The sequence below is a fragment of the Paenibacillus motobuensis genome, from assembly GCF_039521865.1.
Taxonomy (GTDB): Bacteria; Bacillota; Bacilli; order Paenibacillales; family Paenibacillaceae; genus Fontibacillus; species Fontibacillus motobuensis.
Map to the genome: position 1 here is coordinate 162,512 of NZ_BAAACX010000004.1, position 17,781 is coordinate 180,292.

Sequence of the window (17,781 nt, forward strand, 5' to 3'; positions counted from 1 at the left end):
GTTAGAGCTCCAGATCCAAGTGATCACTACAGCTTGCTGCCTACACTTCTCAGGAAATACTTCAGCGTGTCCTCTCTTTGCGGCAAGAGGGCCTTTACCTTCTGCTCGGAATGCGCCAGCAGATCAGAGAGCTGCAGCTCCAGCAATGGCAGCACCAGGTCAATACCTATTTTCTCGGTAATATCGTCCATGCTCTCTTGACCTGGGAACAATTCAGTATCATGGTATTTGACTAGCATACCGACCTCCCGCCGAATCGTATCGTCGAAGCCTAGGCGCTGCAGGATGAAGTCTCCCAGAATAACGCTGATCTCTTCATGCCCCTTGAAGCTATCCACCCCATCCCGTGTAACCTTGGTATACGGCTTGCCGATATCATGGAACAATGCCGCTAGCTTCAGAGCAAGATCCTTCCTCACTCCATCTACAACCTCGTAAGTATGAAGAAGTACAGGCAGACGATGCGCCGGCATATGCTGCTCACAATCTTTGCAGACAATGAGTTCTGGAATGATCGACAGCAATTCCTCCTCTGCCGAGGCAATGTTCTCATTCGTCAGCAGAATGGTCTCTAAACGTTCTCTTAAGCTATTTTCCAATCTCTCCAACCCCTTTTCATGCTTTAAAAAATCTATAGTTGTCTACTGTTTTCTCTGTACAATGTCCTGCTTCGTCTCATTCACGATCAACTGAAAAACATCTGGACGGCTATAATGCCCAACCGAATCGAAGTCAAATCGGCTTTGTACGATCTCGGACAAATCCAGTGTCGCCACGAGAATGCCCTCCTGGTTGTAAAGCGGCTCTATGATGTAGTCCCCTAACTGCCCCACAATCGCACTTCCCCCTTTACTAAGCACCTCGGGATCCTGCTCGATATCTGGATAATAGGCCAGATCCGCGGGATAGGATTCCTTGGTTGCGAACTGATTGCAGGAGAGGACAAAACAGCGGCCTTCGCAGGCAATATGGCGAATCGTCGACTGCCATGAATCCCGTGCATCCGCCGTCGGGGCTATATAGATATCAATCCCCTGCGCATACATCGCTGTCCGGGCCAACGGCATATAATTCTCCCAGCAGATTAGCCCTCCTACTCTGCCAAAGGGAGTGTCGATCACGGTCAACGTGCTCCCGTCACCTTGCCCCCATAATAGTCGCTCGGAACCGGTTGGAACCAGCTTGCGGTGCTTGCCCAGCAGCTCCCCGTCAGGCCCGATATAGATCATCGTATTGAATAAAGTGCCTGTACTGAACTCCTGATCGCGCTCCACAACACCGATGACAAGATGAACCCCCAATTCCTTAGCCAAATCTCCGATCTGCTTCGTCTCATCCCCTGGAACATCGATGGCGCTAGACCAATAACGTTCCCAATCCTTTCGCCCATCAGGTGTACGGCTTCCGACACGTGCTCCGAAGCTCAGACCCCGCGGGTATCCTGGCAGGAACACTTCAGGGAAGACGATGAGCTCCGCTCCCTGTTCAGCTGCTTCCTTCGTCATCGTAGATATCTTGTCCATGGCCGACTGCTTATCGAACAAGATCGGTGCGGCTTGAATGACTGCTACTTTCACATGCCGATTTCTCACTTTATCATCCCTCTCTATGATCCATTCCAACAATACATGGACGTATCTTATCGAACCCTGAACCTTATCATAAAAGAGAGTGGACTAAAATAAACCATCCAATAGAGCATAAATTGTAACCATCCACTTTTATGTTTGTGCAGCCATCCATTCATTTATAAATTGAATGTACTTATTTATTTGGCCTATTCAATCAAAATGTTATAGTTATACTAACCTATTTATTTACCAGAAGGAGATTACTGATGGCAACCATTGAAGACTTTTTAAAACTTGATATCCGAATCGGTACAATTGTGGAAGCAGAGCACTTCCCGGAAGCGCGTCAACCAGCCATTAAAATGAAAATTGATTTTGGAGAGTTTGGCATCAAAAGTTCAAGCGCCCAAATTACGAGGAGATATGCACCTGAATCAATCATAGGTCGCCAAGTCGTAGCTGTCGTCAACTTTCCTCCAAGGAGGGTAGCGGGGTTTAAATCGGAGGTGCTTGTTATAGGCGGTGTTCCGGAGGATGGTGATGTGATCCTGCTCAAACCTGATCACGAGGTTCCAAATGGAACACCAGTTTCATAAGAACAATTTCAACCTCCAACGCGATCCTTTTTTATGTCATTTGCATGATATACCAACCAATTTATCACTTCAGAACCCATCCATGTTCAATGAATCGCAAAACAATTGTCAAGGTTGTGATAAAAACAGCCCCTGCAATTCAAAAGATCAGTGGTATGATAAAAATCACAATAAGCCAAGATTCACAAACTGAAGGTGATAAAACATGTGGAAACCCGACCGTCAGAGCAAAAAACCGCTCTATGAACAAATTGCCGATCATCTGGAGAAGAGAATCGCCTATAGCGAGTTCCCTCCAGGCAGCCTGCTTCCGTCCGAACGGAAACTGGCCGAGCAGCTCGGCGTGAATCGCAGCACCGTGATCCTCGCGTTCGCCGAACTGAGATCGATGGGGATTATTGAGAGCCGCACGGGCAGCGGAACACGGGTAAGCCGAACTAAATGGGGCGCCACACCTAAGCATACGCCGAATTGGAACCGATATGCTGAGGGCGGGAGCTTCCTGCCTAATTTGCCTTTTCTACGTAAAATACGGGATGCGCTGAGTCAAGACCCTTCCCTGATCGACTTTGCGAGCGGTGAATTAGCGGCGGATTTAGCCCCGCTTGATGAAATTGCAGCCCTGATGCGGGAGCATCATTACACCTCATATCTGGGTTATGATAACCCACAGGGATATATACCGCTTAGACAATCCCTGGTCGATTATTTGCAGAAGTACCGGGGAATTCAGACGACGGAATCGTCGATCATGATTACCTCGGGTTCTCAGCAATCCCTATATCTGATCACGCAATGCCTGCTGTCCCCCGGAGACGCAGTAGCGATTGAGGATCCATCCTACTGTTACTCTCTGCCAATGTTCCAATCGGCAGGACTCCGTCTGTTCCGGCTGCCTATCGACCAGTACGGCGTCCACCCTGAAGACATAAGGGAGTTATACAAGAAGCATCGGATCAAAATGGTGTTCCTGAATCCGAACTTTCAGAATCCGACGGGTGCGGTCATCAGCAGTGAACGTCGCGAGCAATTGTTCTCTGTCGCCAGTGAACTTGGGCTTCCGATTGTAGAGGATGACCCGTTCAGCCTAACGGCATTTGAAGGAACTGCGCCTGCGCCGCTCAAATCGATGGATTCGAACGGCAACATTCTTTACATCGGCTCTTTCTCCAAAATTGCCGCTTCCGGCCTAAGGATCGGCTGGATGGTAGCTCCGAATTCGATCGTGCAGAGATTGGCCGATGCCAGACAGCAGATGGACTTCGGCTTGAGTGTCATCCCGCAGCAGGTTGCGGCTCAATTTATAAAATCGGACGATTTCCAGCCCCATCTGGATCGTCTGCAAATCCAGCTCCAATTCAAGCGGGACTTGCTCATCGAGTCTCTGCGGAGAGAGCTGGGCGACCAGATTTCATTCGTCACTCCGCAAGGCGGCCTGCATTTATGGTGCATGCTTACCCCTAAGGTACCCGACGGCAAACTGCTGGATGAAGCGATCCGAAGGGGCGTCGTCTTTGTGCCCGGCAGTGTCTACGGTTCGGATTCCGGCTTCGTCCGCTTTACATATGCCAGAGCGAAGACCGAGGAGATCGAGAGCGGCATCGCTAAATTCGCTGAGGCGCTGCGCATCTTGACAGATTAAGCAGCAGCAATACTAGCAGGTCCGCATAAAACAACCGCCAGACTCAATGGATGGATTGAGCTTGGAGGTTGTTTTATTTCGAGCGATGGTGCTTATAGGACAGGATTGCCTGATCTGATAGAATACAGAACAATATAGTGCCCAGTACATTGTGAAGAAGACTCGCGAACAGAAATAAATCTGGATTGCCTGCAACTACTCCAAGCAGCGCGCCACTGCCGATTTGAGCGATGACCAGAATAAGAGCACAAAGTGTGACTGGCCGAAGCCCAGCCCTTGCAGCCTGTTCCTTCCATCTAGCACAGCGGGCAAGAGCATAGAATCCAATGATAAGCAAGAGCAAGATCAGAGCAGCAACGCGATGCGCGAACACGATTCCCGCAGGACCGGATAAATCCGGGATCAGTTGACCATTACAGAGCGGCCATCCCTTACAGCCTCCCCCGGCCTGCTTATGTCGTATATAAGCCCCAAGATACACTACACCGTAACAGAAGAGCCAGATTCCCCATGCCATTAAATAACCAATCGCAGGGAGTTGCCGTGAGAAGCTCTGCCTCTCTATTCTCTTCATCCGATAGCTCCATAAGACAAGCAGCATACTGCAGGCTACCGCTAACAATGATATTCCAAAATGAAGCGCCATAATGGCCGGTTGCTGTGGCCATATAACGGCTGCTGCTCCCATCAAGGCCTGAATGATCGTGAATAGCAGTGTGCCACCTGCATACAGTAATGCTTCAGGATGCCTTAGATAACGCCATGTATATATAAATGTTATGATCACAAGCAAACCTACAACTCCTGTTACCATACGATGCGAATATTCGATCATCGACTCCAGCGTATAAGCTGGTATAAATTTGCCATTGCACAGTGGCCAATCACTTCCACAGCCTCGCCCAGAACCCGTCTTCGTAACTAATGCCCCTGCAAGCAGTACAAGGAACATACCGATGAACATCCCCCATGCCAGCAGGCGGAATGTTCGCCATTTTCGTAAATCCATGCTTGCCACTTCTATCACTTCTTTCGCAGTTTTCGAACAGGCCCTGTGAAGCTATCTTCCACAGCGGCCCCTTGGTCAAACCGATCTTAGCGAATCGAAGCAAGTCCGTAACCCTCCATTCGTCGCCTTTCTATACCATCCAATCTATTTATACCGTTGGAAGTATTAATTGTCCTGAATAATGGCAAATGGATCGGCAATCTATCAATCAAATGGATGTTTACTTGTCTACATAAGAGTAATACATTATAATTTCAAAAAACTGGATAAATCTTCATTAGGAGGGGTGTCTTATCATGGACGACCATAAAGAAGTCAAAGCCCGCAATACTGTACGGAATATTAAGCCTTATACGCCAGGCAAGCCGATCTGGGAGCTGCAACAAGAACTCGGGTTATCCAAAATAATTAAACTTGCCTCGAACGAAAATTCGCTGGGTCCTTCCCCCAAAGCGCTTGAAGCGATCGCTGCCGCACTGCCTGACATCCACCGCTACCCCGATACGAGAGCGTCCAGCCTTCGACATGCGCTTGCTTCCAAGTTGGATTTGGCGCCGGAGCAATTCATTCTGACGAATGGCGGAGATGAATTGATTACGCTGGTGTCGGAAGCCTATCTGGAACCGGAGGATGAGATTATCGTACTCTCTCCATCTTTTAGTGAATACGAATTCGGAGCTCATCTGATGGCAGCACGAATTATTCCCGTCCCTCTTAATGAGCAATATGAAATTGACATCGATGCGCTTCTCGCAGCGGTCTCAGAACGAACCAAGTTGCTATGTATCTGCTCTCCTAACAACCCTACCGGCACTTATTTGCCTGGACCGCTTCTTCAGAAGCTTCTCGATGCTCTGCCCAAGCGGGTTCTTGTCCTGTTCGACGCCGCCTACAATCATTATGTGACAGCCAGCGATTACAGCAGCGGCTTAGAATATGTCCGTGCCGGGTATCCAATAGTCGTCCTGCAAACTTTCTCGAAAATATACGGTTTAGCCGGTCTGCGAGTCGGCTTTGGTGCTGCCAGAGAGGATATCGTTCAGCAGATTCTGAAGGTGAAGGAGCCGTTCAATGTCAATGCATTAGCGCAGACAGCCGCGATCGCAGCGCTTGACGATGATGAACATGTCCTCCGTTCTCTGGAGTTAACGGTGCAAGGACGCGAACAGCTGTACCATGCTCTAGACGAACTCCAGCTAACGTATACGAGGAGCATGAGCAACTTCGTGCTGGTAGAGCTGGGAGTGGATGCGAAGTCAATTTATGAACAATTGCTGAGCAGAGGAATTATTGTCAGGTACGCCGGAGCCTGGCAGCTTCCGCATCATGTCCGCGTCTCGATCGGTACGCAAGAGGAGAATCAAGCGTTGCTTGACGAATTAACCGCTATTTTACATCAATCCGATTCTGTAACGTCCTTGTCCTAGTCTTTTTTTCACGTATGCACTGTAATAAAAATAAGCCCTCGTATAGCTCTCCATCAGCGGAAAGCATACGAGGGCTTTCTATACCCTATCTTATTGTGCCACCATATTAAACATCATGATCCACATCGACCCGGCGACGATGACGATCAGGATCAACAGGCCAAGAATGAGAGAGATTAGATTATAGCGCGGCTTCTCTTCCTCACGCAAATGCATGAAGAACAGAAGCTGCACCAACAACTGCAAGACACCCGCTGCCATCAGGGCCACAGCTCTCGTCATTCCTTCCAGCCAGCCGCCCAGGACGATCACGACCGGTATCACGGTCAGCACAATGGAGCATAAGAACCCGATAGTATAAGAGTAGAACGAACCCGCATGCGCCCCCTGCTCTGTATGAACTGATTCCATATTCGACAACCTAGCTCACCCCCATTAAATAGACGACGGTAAAGACGAAAATCCAGATCACATCGAGAAAATGCCAGAACAGGCTGATCACCTGCACTTTACGCTTCGTGACCGGAGTAATCCCCCGTTTGGCGAGCTGTAGCATCAGAGCGACCATCCATACCAGCCCGAGGCTCACATGCAGGCCATGCGTTCCGACCAAGGTGTAGAAAGCGGACAGAAATGCGCTGGTTCCCATCGTCGCCCCCCGGTTCACGAGATGGGCAAATTCGCTGATCTCCAGACCGATGAAGCAAGCTCCAAGCAATGCCGTGATGGCCAGCCAGCCGAGCAGCGCCCGCAATCTGCCCTTGTTCATTGCCAGAACCGCCAGTCCGCAAGTGTAGCTGCTAGCAAGCAAAATAAACGTACTGGCGATAACCCCGCCTAATTCGAACAGATTGGCAGGGTCGGGACCGCCATTGGTGCTATTTTTTAGTACGATATAGGTGGCAAAAAAAGTGCCGAAGATCATAACATCCGTCATCAGGTAGATCCAGAAGCCCAGCAGGCGCATCTCCTCTATATCCGGATGTTGATCATGATGTGCGTGCGCAGACGCTTCTGTTACTTGGCTTGAACTCATAGATTTGCAGCCCCCCATATAGACGCTTCCGTGCGTTTGATATCTTCAACCGGAATATAATGGTCCGTGTCATAATTGAAGGAATGGGCCAACATGCATAGAGCTACGCCAGCAAGCCCCGGTATAATCAGCCAGAGCCAGTGGAACACGAAGCCGAATCCGGCCAGAAACCAGCAGCCGGCCATGATGATGGGAATACCAGAGTTATTAGGCATGTGAATTGGCGAAAACTCTGGTGCCACTGCCGTATATCCTTCCTTCTGCCTGCGCTGCTTCTCCTCCCACCATTCATCCTGATCAGATACCTGCGGCAGCACGGCAAAATTATAATGCGGAGCTGGCGAAGGAATCGACCATTCCAGGGTACGTCCATCCCATGGATCTCCCGTCGTATCCAGGTTGCTGCGGTAGTGCTTGATGCCATGAAGGATTTGCCAGACCTGAAACAGGAAGGCGATACCCATTAGTCCCGCGCCGATGCTCGAGACCAGATTCAGCCCCCACCAGCCTTTATCCCAGCTATAGGTGACAAGCCGCCGCGTCATTCCATCAAGACCAAGCACATATTGCGGCATGAAGCACAGGTAGAAACCGATATTCCAGAACCAGAACGCCCATTTCCCAATACGTTCATTCAGCTTGAAGCCGAACAGCTTCGGCCACCAGTAGTACAAACCGGCGAAGTAGCCGAAGACGACGCCTCCTATAATAACTTGATGGAAATGCGCGATCAGGAAGTAGCTGTTATGATACTGAAAATCTGCGGGCGCTACCGATAGAAGCACACCAGTCATCCCCCCGATTACGAAGCAGGGAATGAACCCGGTCGTCCACAGCATTGGCGATTCGAAGCTGATTCTGCCGCGGAACATCGTAAATAGCCAGTTGAATACTTTGACCCCGGTTGGAATCGCGATCACCATCGTCGACAAAGCGAAGAAGGCATTGACATTCGCCCCCGATCCCATCGTGAAGAAGTGATGCGCCCATACAAGAAAGGACAAGATACTAATAATCATCATCGCGTACACCATCGATTTATAACCGAACAGCTTCTTGCGAGAAAACGTGGATACGACCTCGGAGAAAATACCGAACGCTGGCAGCACGATAATATACACCTCAGGATGTCCCCACATCCAAATCAGGTTGATATACATCATCGGGTTTCCGCCGCCATCCAGTGTAAAGAAGTGAGCACCGCCGTACCGATCCAGAAAGAGCAATGCCAGCGTTGCCGTCAATATCGGAAATGAGAATATAATGGCAATACAGCTTGCCAGCACCGACCAAGAGAACATTGGCATCTTCATCAGCTTCATTCCTGGAGCGCGCAGCTTCAGAATCGTTACAATGAAGTTGATGCCGGTCATCAGGCTGCCGATCCCGGAGATCTGAATACCCCATATATAGAAGTCCTGACCAACACCCGGGTTATACATCAGCTCGGAGTAAGGCGGGTAGGCGAGCCAGCCCGCATCCGGTGAACCCCCGATTACGAAGCTCAAATTGAACAGCATGGCACCGGCGAAGAACAGCCAGAAGCTGAGCGCGTTCATGAATGGATAGGCGACATCCCTTGCTCCAAGCTGGAGCGGGACCGCTACGTTGAACAAACCGAACATGAACGGCATCGCCATGAACAGAATCATAATGACGCCATGAGTCGTAAATATTTCGTTATAGTGATCCGGCTGTAGAAATTGAAGTTCGGGCATGGCCAGCTGCGTTCGCATCAAGAGAGCATCCACCCCGCCGCGGAACATCATCAGGAACGCGGATAGGATGTACATGATGCCCACCTTCTTATGATCAACCGTAGTCAGCCAATTGCGCCAGAGCCACCCCCATTTTTTAAAATAAGTCAATCCAAAGACGATGGCTACGAGCGTAATGACAATAGCTGCATCCGCCCCGTATATTAAAGGGTCTCCAGTCACAAAAAAATCGGAGGCCCAATTTTTGATAGACTCCAGCATCATTGCTAGTCTCCTTTCCTGATTACTATTCGTCCGGAAGCTTTCCGCCTTCGTCCATTCCTAATGAGCGCTGCCCTCATGTATAGACATGCCGTGATGATGGGATGACGCATATTTAGTTACGGTCATTTCAAATAGACCTTCCGGAAAAGAAGAATAGGTCAGCTTCTCCGATGCCGAGGGCTCTGCCAGTTGCTTGTACCCATCAAGTGTAAGCTTCGGAGAGTCCTGCTTGACACCCTCTACCCAATCCATAAATTCCTCCGCAGTAACGGCATGCACATCGAAGAACATCTTCGCGAAGTCCGTGCCGGTAAAATTGGCGCCGGAGCCCCAATATTGTCCGGTCTCATCTGCTTGCAAATAGAGCGTCATCGCCATACCGGACATCGCATAGATCTGTCCTCCCAACTGGGGAATCCAGAAGGAGTTCATTGGCGAATCCGCCGTAATCTCGAAGCGGACCGGCACCCCTTGCGGAATCTTCAGCTCGTTCACAGAAGCAATGCCCTGCTCGGGATATTGGAACAGCCACTTCCAGTTTAGCGAGGTCACCTGTACGGTTAGCGGCTTAACGTCCGCTTTTGATTCCAGCGGTTTAGATGGCTCCAGGGCATAAGTGGCCCGAGCGGTTACAATGGCCAGCGCCAGGATGATGATAATCGGAATGCCCCACCAGATCATCTCCAGCTTGGTGCTGTGAGCCCAATTCGGTGTATATGCCGCCTTACGGTCAGCCTTATCCCGATAGCGCCAAATAATGATCGCTGAAAGAATAAGCACGGGTACGATGACGACAGCGCATAATACAGTCGATAGAAACATCAGATCACGCTGCTGTGCGGCAATTGGCCCCTTGGGGTCAAGTACGGCAATGCTGGAGCATCCGCTAAGGGCTGGCAGCAGAAGCACCAACATGGCCAAGAAAGCAAGACGCCGCAGCGATATAATCACTTTCTCCTTCATTCGCCTCAACTCCTCGAGCCCTGCGGATCTTCCATGGCCACGCTGCTAGAGAGCAGGAAGCCTGTCGACTGGGCCTGGAATTCGGCAACGATATCCATGAACTCACGAGCCAGCTTCTGGATTTCATTGAATCGTTCCGCTTCTATCCACTGCCGCTTGACGAGATTGCCGCCAATCCCTACTCCAATAGCACCAGCGTCCAGAATATTTCGCAGGTTGTTCAAGCCGACACTTCCAGAGGCAATCATCGGAATATGGTCGAGCGGTGCGCGAACTTCCTTCAAGTAAGCGGCTCCGCCTAGCGAACCCGTCGGGAACACCTTTACTGCCTTGGCGCCGACATTGACAGCTCTGACGATCTCCGTAGGTGTCATTACCCCGGGGAACACATCAATTTCATGCCGTAATCCGTAGGCGATAACCTCCTCGTCCAAATTCGGCGATACGATAAATTGCGCCCCTGCGTCAATCGACTTTGCAGCCATGTCGGCATCAAGCACCGTACCGATGCCGATCAACAGTTGCCCCTCATATCTCTGTCTTAAGCGCTCGACTAACTCATAGACTCCCTCGGTATTCGTTGTCACCTCCAGGAAGCGAATTCCTCCCTGTACCAGCGCTTCGACAGTCCGATCCACCGTATCCGGCCGCAAGCCACGGATCATGGCCATAATCTTCTCCCTGTTCAGAACTTCCAAGATAGACATTGATGAATTTCCTCCTTCACCTCAATTTGATCTATCCGACTATAACGGTTCTACCTGAATCCGTAACCATCCATTTGACGTTTTTCAGTACCAGCCGATTTCCCAGACCGAACCTCCACGCGAATCGGTTTGCTTAAATGACCGAGTAAATGGATGGTTACATTTGCCGAGCATCGCTATATATTCATAGATATTGAACTAATGATAGTGCGGATGAGAGCAGCCGGGTGAAGTTTTCTTCCCAGTGCTGCTGGCCGTAGGACATAGCCGGATGAGGGTTGAGCCGATCGCTGACCATTGTGAATTTCAGCAAGTTTTGGCGCAGGAATCCTTAAGCTAGCGTGATCGCACATATCAAGCGGTCATAAATGACCGTTAGAGCAAGAAAAAAGCAACTTTGCTCTTCTAACGGACACCTTTGACCATTAGAAGCAAAAAAATGCGGTTTCCCACGATATTCCCCCTCGTAATGGACATTATTGTCCGTTACAAGGGCAGAGTAACAAAGGATCAACGCTAACGGTCAATAATGTCTGAGTTATCAGGTCTAAACATGGTTATGTCTACATTTTCGAGGTATTAGTTCAATATCTATCGATACCCTGATAAATTGAGAGGAAGACACAGGAATTGAAGAGATAGGAGTTGAGTGGTAATGCTTACAGAACAAAACCTGCGTGGCGTATTTGTTCCGGTTGTAACACCGTTTGATCGGAGAGGGAAATTGGATGTGGGGTCTTATATTGATCTAGTTCAGCGTCTAGTCGGTCAAGGCATTAGCGGACTCGTCGTCGGCGGAACAACGGGAGAATCCCCGACAATTCATACCAAAGAATTGGAGATGCTGATTGTAACGGCACGCAAGGAGATCGGCTCTCTGCCGCTGATTGTGGGAACAGGCTCCAACAGTACTGCCGCTACCGCAGACAGAACCGCCTGGGCTAAATCGCTTGGAGCTGATGCGGCGCTGGTCGTTACCCCTTATTACAACAAGCCTTCACAACGCGGCATTATTGAACATTTCCAGCAAATCTCCACCGCCGGATTGCCGGTCATCGTCTATGACATCCCCCACCGGACCGGGGTCTCGCTGGATATTAAGACCGTTACTGCAATTATGAAGATGAAGCATGTGATCGGATTGAAGGAGAGCACCGGCAATATAACCCGTTATTTTCAGCTGGCCAGATCGATAGCCAAGCCTGTGCTATGCGGAGAAGACGAGCTGTTCTTCGCCTCGCTCTGCTGTGGAGGTAAAGGGGGAATTCTGGCCAGTGCTAATCTGGATACCAGCCAATTCGTTCAAGTCTATCAATCCTACCAAGTCGGAAAAATTGAGGAGTCCGGGCGAGTCTTCGATCAATTGCTCCCGCTCATCCAGTTCCTGTTCTCGGAGCCGAATCCAGCACCATTGAAATGGCTGCTAGCTGAACGCGGACATATCCGCTCCGACAGTCTACGTCTCCCGTTGACGAATATTAGCAGTGAAGGCGAGAAAATAGGAGCCGAGCTGCGCTAAGAGGACTCTCACCTCATTACGACTCCCGGCTCCTTTATTAACTAACGCAGTTTAAGTCTATGTAGACCGGATGAATGCTTGCGCTGCCATTCCCTGCTGACTGAGACGCCTGTATCTATAGCAAAATACAACAGGATGATCCATGCTGCTATAATATCGAACCAGCTCGGCAAATGGGTGAGCAGCAGTAAGATGGCTGGATGGATCAACTCTGCCAGCACAAAAGCCAAGGCTCCCCAGAGCAGGGAGTATTCTACACAGACGTAACCACCGATGTTCATTTTTCGGCCCTGGTAATCCCACCATTTTCGATGGAAAACTCTGTCCAGTACCCAGCCCGTAGCATATTCCAGCCATGTGACCAACAGAGCCGAGACCAAGACGATAACCAGGCCGCGTACCAAAGGATCGTCCAGCCTTGCCCCTGCCCGTGCAGCAACTGCAATGATCAATAACGCTGCAAAGCCATAAATGGGGCAAAAGGGCCCACCCAAAAAGCCCCTATTAACAAAACGCCGCTCTCGGATGCTAGCATAGGATGTCTCCAGAAGCCAGCCGGCGAAGGCGTAAATCGCAAACAGTACCATTCTTTGTGCTAATGCGCTGCTCATGAATTTCACTCCTTGATAAATATGAAATACAAAAAAACACAAAAGACCAAAAAACGCTGTACCAGGATCCTAAACCACCCTTGACTGCTGAGGTTCGATATGCTGCCGGAGTTCCTCCAGACATCGCTCTGCAGCCTCCTCCCCCGCCTTGATACATTCTGCCGCTTTGGTATAATCAAACGACGCGTAATAACCTACCTCTGGACGGATCACATAGTCGGCCTTTTTAAGACTGACATGCCTTCGCCCCGCAGCCATCAAACCGTAAGAACGATAGACCACCTCGACCATATTGCGCGGCGGTTTCTTCTCATGCTCTCTGGCGACGTCCACCGCAATAATAAAACATTCTCCGCCTTCTTCTAGTGCTTCCTCCACGGGCAGATTGTTAAGGACACCGCCATCAACCAGCATCCTGCCATCTTCCATCAGTGGAGCGAACACACCGGGAAATGCGGTGGTCGCCCTTAGGGCGGTTCCCAAATCCCCATGATCCAGAACCACCTGCTGTCCACACATGAGATCAACCGCGATCGCCTTGAACTCAATGGGGAGCTGCTCGATAGGTACCCCTTGCTTGCTATGTTGATGCAGCAATTCATTAATCACCTGATGAACTGCATTACCCGCCAGCAGACCGCGATGACGAATTCCCATATCAAGCAGACGATACTTCGGAGTGTTCAGGATCTTTTCCTCAATTGCCCCGGCAGGCACCCCAGCTGCATACAAGCCTCCAATAGCGCCGCCCATGCTTGTGCCTGCAATACGATCGATCTTGATCCCGTTCCTTTCGAATACTTTTAGCACACCGATATGTGCCAGACCCCGCACGGCTCCTCCACCTAATACCAACCCGGTTTTCATGATAATCACACTCCACTTTCAGATCCTTCACTTATATAAAATAACTCTTCAGTAAATACACAAAAGACCAAAAAACTGTCGAAAAGCTAAAGCCTTTAAGCTAAAGCTTCATGCAACAAATCGGACAACATTCGCTGTTCGTTGTTGGACAGTCTGTTCAAAGTATCAAGGAACTTGGAGACAAGCTCCGTCAGTTCATTCCCCATTTCTTCGTTAATCGTCTGAATAATCGTTCCCAGGACGGTACCGACAAACAGTAGAATTCCGCTCTCGCTATGAATTCTCTTGCTGACCAGCACAGTGACCAGATGCTCTGTCTTGGTACCGAGTTTCTTGATGTAAACCAATAATAGTCCAAGAATGTAGCCGCAGAACTCTAGATTGGACGCTTTGGATGAGATTTCGTTCATAACTTTGCGGATAACCTCATTCACATTGCTGTCCTTGACACTGCCTAACAGTCTCCTGATATGCGCTGTCGTATGCTCCCAATCGGACGAATCGTAGTTATCCTCCCGGCTTTGCTTAAATAGATCGGTAGCCTGCTCGGTAGGGGAGAATACAACCTGCGACCTCCCGGTTTCCTTGGAGTTTACCTCATAGCTGCGGCTTACGAACCCCTGCTTCTCCATTTCCTTCATCATGTCATAAGCGGTCCATTTGCTCACGCCCAAGGAAGTCGCTAATGTCTCATAATGAATAGGTAGTCTTGTGCGCTGATATAATTCAATTAATTTGTCCAGAAATTGCAGTCGGCGTTTAGTAAGCTGCATGAAGTTCACCTCGATGGTTTGAGCGTTATTCAACTAACAGATTTCGTTCTTGGGTCTTTTGTGTATATGGTAGCATGACAAAAATTGATCGTCAACATCTCTGGGAACATATGCAAATCATCGTAAAATATAGGCTTGATCTTCAGCAAACTAACCAATAGCCGGTTCCTATGATCTTTACCTAAACAAAAGAGGCCCTTAAATTACGAACTCGTAGTTTAAAGGCCTGTTTCGTTCTTGCTTGACTGGATTAAAGCTCCTGTTTAATTTCATTAATACGTTTTAGTCCCCATGCGTACATCATCTCAACAATCGGCAGCAAGGTCATCCCGACCTTGGTCATCGAGTATTCCACCTTAGGTGGAACCTCTGGATACACTTCTCGGTGGACGATTCCGTCCTCAATTAGTTCACGTAATTGATTGGTCAACATTTTATGGGATATCTTCGGGAACAGTTTCTGCAGCTCGCTGAAGCGATGCGGACCATCCACGCCCAAATGCCATAGAATGACGATCTTCCATTTTCCGCTGATAACGGACAACGTATATTCCTTCTCACAGTGATAGTCCTGGTTCTGTATTCTTTCTCTGATCTCTTGTCGTAATGGATCTGACACGGTACTCTCCCCTTCTCTATATCAGTGAATTCATCTGAGTAGTATACTAGGTAACTATTCGGTAACCTCCGCACAGAAAAGTGCATTCTTCACAATCCAGTAGACCATCGTTAGAATGAGGATAGTCCTTCGGGGACAAATAATGATTAATCATCGGGAGGCTAAACCTAATGAATAAAAAAGCTCTGTTTATTATACCACCAGAAAGATTCAATGAAGATGAATTGTTTAAGCCAAAAGAGGCTTTGGAGAATGCAGGAGTCAAAGTAACCCTTGCAAGTACAATTACAGGTGAGATCACGGGTGACTATCAAGGAAAAGCAACCGCTGAAGTGATTTTCTCCGATGCAGCTGCCTCGGACTATGATCTTCTCGCTGTGATTGGTGGATCCGGAACCGGCGACTTCCTCTGGGAAAATCAAGAATTGCGAAGCTACCTGCAGCAAGCTCATGAGAACAACATTCTGGTAAGCGGAATTTGCGCGGGTTCTGTAACGGTCGCTAAAGCAGGCTTGCTCAACGGCCGCCAAGGTGCATGCTATCCGGTCGATGTGCAAAAGGACCAACTGAAATTGAACAAAGTCGAATACGTTGAGCAGCATGTTGTGGCCTACAATGATATTATTACCAGCGATGGTCCAGATGGCGCGCAACAATTTGGAGAGAGCCTGGTTCAGGCGTTGAAATAAGGTTTGATCCAAAACAACAATAGGTAAGAAAAAGAAAAGAAGTCATCTAGGTGGGGCTAGATGGCTTCTCCACGTCCATATGGAATACGGGAGCAGGCGATTTTATACCTTCCCAAGCTCGCTTCCATATTAGCCTTCCAATCAACTCTACGCATTCAGGTTGGAGGTGGCTCCTATTAGATGTATACGGCTGAGCGTATGGCCTTTTTTCAAGCGCATTGTCAAGTTTGTCTCATGAAACTAACGATGACGAAGATCACTGCCTGGCACAGCGGCGACGGCTAACGGACATATGCGTCGATTCCGTCCTCCGCAGGGTCAGGAGCGCCATTTGGGACGATCTCTACATAAACCCGGTTCGGCACACAAATGATCGTTTCATTCGGCTGGGAAATAAAGCCCATCTGCATAGAAATTTTCTTCGGACAATCCGCATATATCATCTGGATTCCGTGGTCATATACCTTCAGGATATTGTGACCGTACTCTGTCCGTATATCGATGTTTTGCTCTCCGCTATCTAAAGGCACGCTTTTATATAGCTCCCCATTCACATTGATTTCTGCCACAAGTTTAGCCGGATCATACGACTGCCGGCTCTCCAAAGCCTGGCGAAAAAGGAGCCATGCCGATCCCAGCACTAACAAAATAACAATCAGCAGAACATCGCCGCGTTTGAGCTTCAGCATCCATCTTATCCTTCCATACCTTTGTGTTTAAACGTAAATATTACGAATAAATACATCATAGAAGCCCATCGGCGCTTTGTCAATGAGCTTTATGAATAGATCGGCTGGCATCTCCTAATCGCTGTTCTGAGGATTCAGCATCCCCCTGAGTCTGGCATTCCTCGCAAATCCCATAAACCTCAAAGCGATGGCGCAGCACCTTGTAGTTCCCCGGCAGATCGGGATCCTGACCCATGGGGCAATAATCAAAAGGAAGTGTTTTTTCGCAATTTACGCAAATCAAATGATGATGGTGATGGGCTGTACAGGTTCCCTTAAACTTCAAGCCGCCCTCCATGAAATAGAAGTGCTCCAAAACCCCCATCTCGCTTAGAATCCGAAGATTGCGGTATACCGTATCCAGACTCATGCCTGGATAACGGACAGACATTTGATTATATACATCCTTCGGTGATAGATAACCTTCATAATCCGCAAAAATTTGTGCCAGCGTCCTGCGTTGTTCAGTCACCCTCCATCCGTTCCGTGCCATCGTATCAAGCATCTCTTTTACTTTTGAGTGGCTTTCTTTCATAATTCCGCACTTTCCCTTCCCTTTTATACAAAGCGACGAGCCTATTGATTATTAATCCGTAAAAAAAACTGTCTTTGTATTTTATCAAGAAAGGGGAGCGTTTGTCATATGATCGATGAAGCGTTTGCAAAAAGCGCATCCCGCGACTTGCGGGGTGCGCTTTTTGCATCGTTCCATACGGTATATAATTTTCGGTTACCAGCTGGACTTTTTCACACCAGGTATTTGTCCTTTATGGGCCATCTCACGAAATACGATCCGAGACAGCTTGAATTTGCCGATATACCCTCTTGGCCGTCCTGTCACTGAACAGCGGTTATGCAGACGGGTGGGCGATGAATCGCGGGGCAGCTTTTGCAAAGCCGCATAATCGCCTTTTTCTTTTAACTCTCTGCGCTTTTCCTCGAACTTTTGAACCAATGCTTGCCGCTTCTGCTCCTTAACGACCTTTGATTTCTTAGCCATTTTTACTCCCTCCTTTACTTGCTGTGCATGAGTTGCACAGAC

At 49.0% G+C, this 17,781-nt stretch carries 20 protein-coding genes; 5 read left to right on the top strand and 15 right to left on the bottom strand.

The window, feature by feature from the left end:
* Positions 1-26 precede the first annotated feature (26 nt).
* A complete protein-coding gene (locus tag ABD014_RS02010; RefSeq protein WP_343856826.1) occupies positions 27-599 on the bottom strand; it encodes an HDIG domain-containing metalloprotein in 573 nt (190 codons plus the stop codon).
* 42 nt (positions 600-641) lie between these two features.
* The gene (locus ABD014_RS02015) at positions 642-1,592 is read right to left on the bottom strand and encodes a carbon-nitrogen hydrolase family protein (protein WP_343856828.1); all 951 of its coding nucleotides are present in this window, start codon (positions 1,590-1,592) and stop codon (positions 642-644) included.
* 245 nt (positions 1,593-1,837) lie between these two features.
* Here ABD014_RS02015 and csaA point away from each other — a divergent pair, with 245 nt between their 5' ends.
* On the top strand, positions 1,838-2,167 hold the full coding sequence (gene csaA, locus ABD014_RS02020; RefSeq protein ID WP_251407297.1) for a chaperone CsaA: 330 nt from the start codon (positions 1,838-1,840) through the stop codon (positions 2,165-2,167).
* A gap of 205 nt (positions 2,168-2,372) precedes the next feature.
* A complete protein-coding gene (gene pdxR / locus ABD014_RS02025) occupies positions 2,373-3,809 on the top strand; it encodes a MocR-like pyridoxine biosynthesis transcription factor PdxR (RefSeq protein WP_343856832.1) in 1,437 nt (478 codons plus the stop codon).
* A 73-nt stretch (positions 3,810-3,882) separates the two neighbouring features.
* Here pdxR and ABD014_RS02030 read toward each other — a convergent pair whose 3' ends face one another.
* On the bottom strand, positions 3,883-4,818 hold the full coding sequence (locus tag ABD014_RS02030) for a COX15/CtaA family protein (protein ID WP_343856834.1): 936 nt from the start codon (positions 4,816-4,818) through the stop codon (positions 3,883-3,885).
* Positions 4,819-5,114: 296 nt separating this feature from the next.
* Here ABD014_RS02030 and hisC point away from each other — a divergent pair, with 296 nt between their 5' ends.
* A complete protein-coding gene (hisC, locus tag ABD014_RS02035; RefSeq protein ID WP_343856836.1) occupies positions 5,115-6,245 on the top strand; it encodes a histidinol-phosphate transaminase in 1,131 nt (376 codons plus the stop codon).
* 90 nt (positions 6,246-6,335) lie between these two features.
* Here the strand turns inward: hisC and ABD014_RS02040 are convergent, their stop codons facing one another.
* The 5 genes from ABD014_RS02040 to ABD014_RS02060 are packed head-to-tail and all read right to left on the bottom strand — an operon-like array spanning position 6,336 to position 10,933.
* Positions 6,336-6,656 (bottom strand): cytochrome C oxidase subunit IV family protein, encoded by a 321-nt coding sequence (locus tag ABD014_RS02040; protein ID WP_343856838.1) that lies wholly within the window; start codon positions 6,654-6,656, stop codon positions 6,336-6,338.
* 10 nt (positions 6,657-6,666) lie between these two features.
* Positions 6,667-7,281 (bottom strand): cytochrome o ubiquinol oxidase subunit III, encoded by a 615-nt coding sequence (gene cyoC / locus ABD014_RS02045; protein WP_343856840.1) that lies wholly within the window; start codon positions 7,279-7,281, stop codon positions 6,667-6,669.
* Positions 7,278-9,260, bottom strand: a complete 1,983-nt coding sequence (locus tag ABD014_RS02050) for a cbb3-type cytochrome c oxidase subunit I (protein ID WP_343857329.1) — start codon at positions 9,258-9,260, stop codon at positions 7,278-7,280. The genes cyoC and ABD014_RS02050 overlap by 4 nt, the downstream gene beginning before the upstream one ends.
* 60 nt (positions 9,261-9,320) lie before the next feature.
* A complete protein-coding gene (gene cyoA, locus ABD014_RS02055; RefSeq protein ID WP_343856843.1) occupies positions 9,321-10,226 on the bottom strand; it encodes a ubiquinol oxidase subunit II in 906 nt (301 codons plus the stop codon).
* Between the two features lie 5 nt (positions 10,227-10,231).
* Positions 10,232-10,933: a bifunctional 4-hydroxy-2-oxoglutarate aldolase/2-dehydro-3-deoxy-phosphogluconate aldolase gene (locus ABD014_RS02060; RefSeq protein ID WP_343856845.1), complete on the bottom strand. Its 702-nt coding sequence runs from the start codon at positions 10,931-10,933 to the stop codon at positions 10,232-10,234.
* A gap of 655 nt (positions 10,934-11,588) precedes the next feature.
* Here ABD014_RS02060 and dapA point away from each other — a divergent pair.
* Positions 11,589-12,452: a 4-hydroxy-tetrahydrodipicolinate synthase gene (gene dapA, locus ABD014_RS02065; RefSeq protein WP_343856847.1), complete on the top strand. Its 864-nt coding sequence runs from the start codon at positions 11,589-11,591 to the stop codon at positions 12,450-12,452.
* Positions 12,453-12,493: 41 nt separating this feature from the next.
* Here dapA and ABD014_RS02070 read toward each other — a convergent pair whose 3' ends face one another.
* From ABD014_RS02070 to ABD014_RS02085, 4 genes are all read right to left on the bottom strand, one after another.
* The gene (locus ABD014_RS02070) at positions 12,494-13,063 is read right to left on the bottom strand and encodes a putative ABC transporter permease (RefSeq protein ID WP_343856850.1); all 570 of its coding nucleotides are present in this window, start codon (positions 13,061-13,063) and stop codon (positions 12,494-12,496) included.
* Between the two features lie 69 nt (positions 13,064-13,132).
* Positions 13,133-13,933 (bottom strand): patatin-like phospholipase family protein, encoded by an 801-nt coding sequence (locus ABD014_RS02075; protein WP_343857331.1) that lies wholly within the window; start codon positions 13,931-13,933, stop codon positions 13,133-13,135.
* Positions 13,934-14,025: 92 nt separating this feature from the next.
* On the bottom strand, positions 14,026-14,703 hold the full coding sequence (locus tag ABD014_RS02080) for an Lrp/AsnC family transcriptional regulator (RefSeq protein ID WP_343856853.1): 678 nt from the start codon (positions 14,701-14,703) through the stop codon (positions 14,026-14,028).
* A 250-nt stretch (positions 14,704-14,953) separates the two neighbouring features.
* On the bottom strand, positions 14,954-15,322 hold the full coding sequence (locus tag ABD014_RS02085; RefSeq protein WP_343856855.1) for a winged helix-turn-helix transcriptional regulator: 369 nt from the start codon (positions 15,320-15,322) through the stop codon (positions 14,954-14,956).
* A gap of 170 nt (positions 15,323-15,492) precedes the next feature.
* Here ABD014_RS02085 and ABD014_RS02090 point away from each other — a divergent pair, with 170 nt between their 5' ends.
* Positions 15,493-16,011 (top strand): DJ-1/PfpI family protein, encoded by a 519-nt coding sequence (locus ABD014_RS02090; RefSeq protein WP_343856857.1) that lies wholly within the window; start codon positions 15,493-15,495, stop codon positions 16,009-16,011.
* Between the two features lie 281 nt (positions 16,012-16,292).
* On the opposite strand, the gene ABD014_RS02095 is transcribed toward ABD014_RS02090, so the two are convergent.
* From ABD014_RS02095 to rpsN, 3 genes are all read right to left on the bottom strand, one after another.
* Positions 16,293-16,700 (bottom strand): NusG domain II-containing protein, encoded by a 408-nt coding sequence (locus tag ABD014_RS02095; RefSeq protein ID WP_343856859.1) that lies wholly within the window; start codon positions 16,698-16,700, stop codon positions 16,293-16,295.
* Positions 16,701-16,779: 79 nt separating this feature from the next.
* Complete coding sequence (locus ABD014_RS02100; protein WP_343856861.1) at positions 16,780-17,274, bottom strand: Fur family transcriptional regulator; 495 nt, start codon at positions 17,272-17,274, stop codon at positions 16,780-16,782.
* 195 nt (positions 17,275-17,469) lie between these two features.
* Positions 17,470-17,739 carry a 30S ribosomal protein S14 gene (rpsN, locus tag ABD014_RS02105; protein ID WP_343856864.1) on the bottom strand — a complete coding sequence of 90 codons (270 nt, stop codon included), beginning with the start codon at positions 17,737-17,739 and terminating at the stop codon, positions 17,470-17,472.
* Between the last annotated feature and the right edge of the window lie 42 nt (positions 17,740-17,781).

Coding starts and splice junctions, on each gene's coding strand:
- csaA (WP_251407297.1), top strand. CDS start 1,838: ATGGCAACCATTGAAGACTTTTTAAAACTTGATATCCGAATCGGTACA.
- pdxR (WP_343856832.1), top strand. CDS start 2,373: ATGTGGAAACCCGACCGTCAGAGCAAAAAACCGCTCTATGAACAAATT.
- ABD014_RS02030 (WP_343856834.1), bottom strand. CDS start 4,818: ATGGATTTACGAAAATGGCGAACATTCCGCCTGCTGGCATGGGGGATG.
- hisC (WP_343856836.1), top strand. CDS start 5,115: ATGGACGACCATAAAGAAGTCAAAGCCCGCAATACTGTACGGAATATT.
- ABD014_RS02040 (WP_343856838.1), bottom strand. CDS start 6,656: ATGGAATCAGTTCATACAGAGCAGGGGGCGCATGCGGGTTCGTTCTAC.
- cyoC (WP_343856840.1), bottom strand. CDS start 7,281: ATGAGTTCAAGCCAAGTAACAGAAGCGTCTGCGCACGCACATCATGAT.
- ABD014_RS02050 (WP_343857329.1), bottom strand. CDS start 9,260: ATGCTGGAGTCTATCAAAAATTGGGCCTCCGATTTTTTTGTGACTGGA.
- cyoA (WP_343856843.1), bottom strand. CDS start 10,226: ATGAAGGAGAAAGTGATTATATCGCTGCGGCGTCTTGCTTTCTTGGCC.
- ABD014_RS02060 (WP_343856845.1), bottom strand. CDS start 10,933: ATGTCTATCTTGGAAGTTCTGAACAGGGAGAAGATTATGGCCATGATC.
- dapA (WP_343856847.1), top strand. CDS start 11,589: ATGCTTACAGAACAAAACCTGCGTGGCGTATTTGTTCCGGTTGTAACA.
- ABD014_RS02070 (WP_343856850.1), bottom strand. CDS start 13,063: ATGAGCAGCGCATTAGCACAAAGAATGGTACTGTTTGCGATTTACGCC.
- ABD014_RS02080 (WP_343856853.1), bottom strand. CDS start 14,703: ATGCAGCTTACTAAACGCCGACTGCAATTTCTGGACAAATTAATTGAA.
- ABD014_RS02090 (WP_343856857.1), top strand. CDS start 15,493: ATGAATAAAAAAGCTCTGTTTATTATACCACCAGAAAGATTCAATGAA.
- ABD014_RS02095 (WP_343856859.1), bottom strand. CDS start 16,700: ATGCTGAAGCTCAAACGCGGCGATGTTCTGCTGATTGTTATTTTGTTA.
- ABD014_RS02100 (WP_343856861.1), bottom strand. CDS start 17,274: ATGAAAGAAAGCCACTCAAAAGTAAAAGAGATGCTTGATACGATGGCA.
- rpsN (WP_343856864.1), bottom strand. CDS start 17,739: ATGGCTAAGAAATCAAAGGTCGTTAAGGAGCAGAAGCGGCAAGCATTG.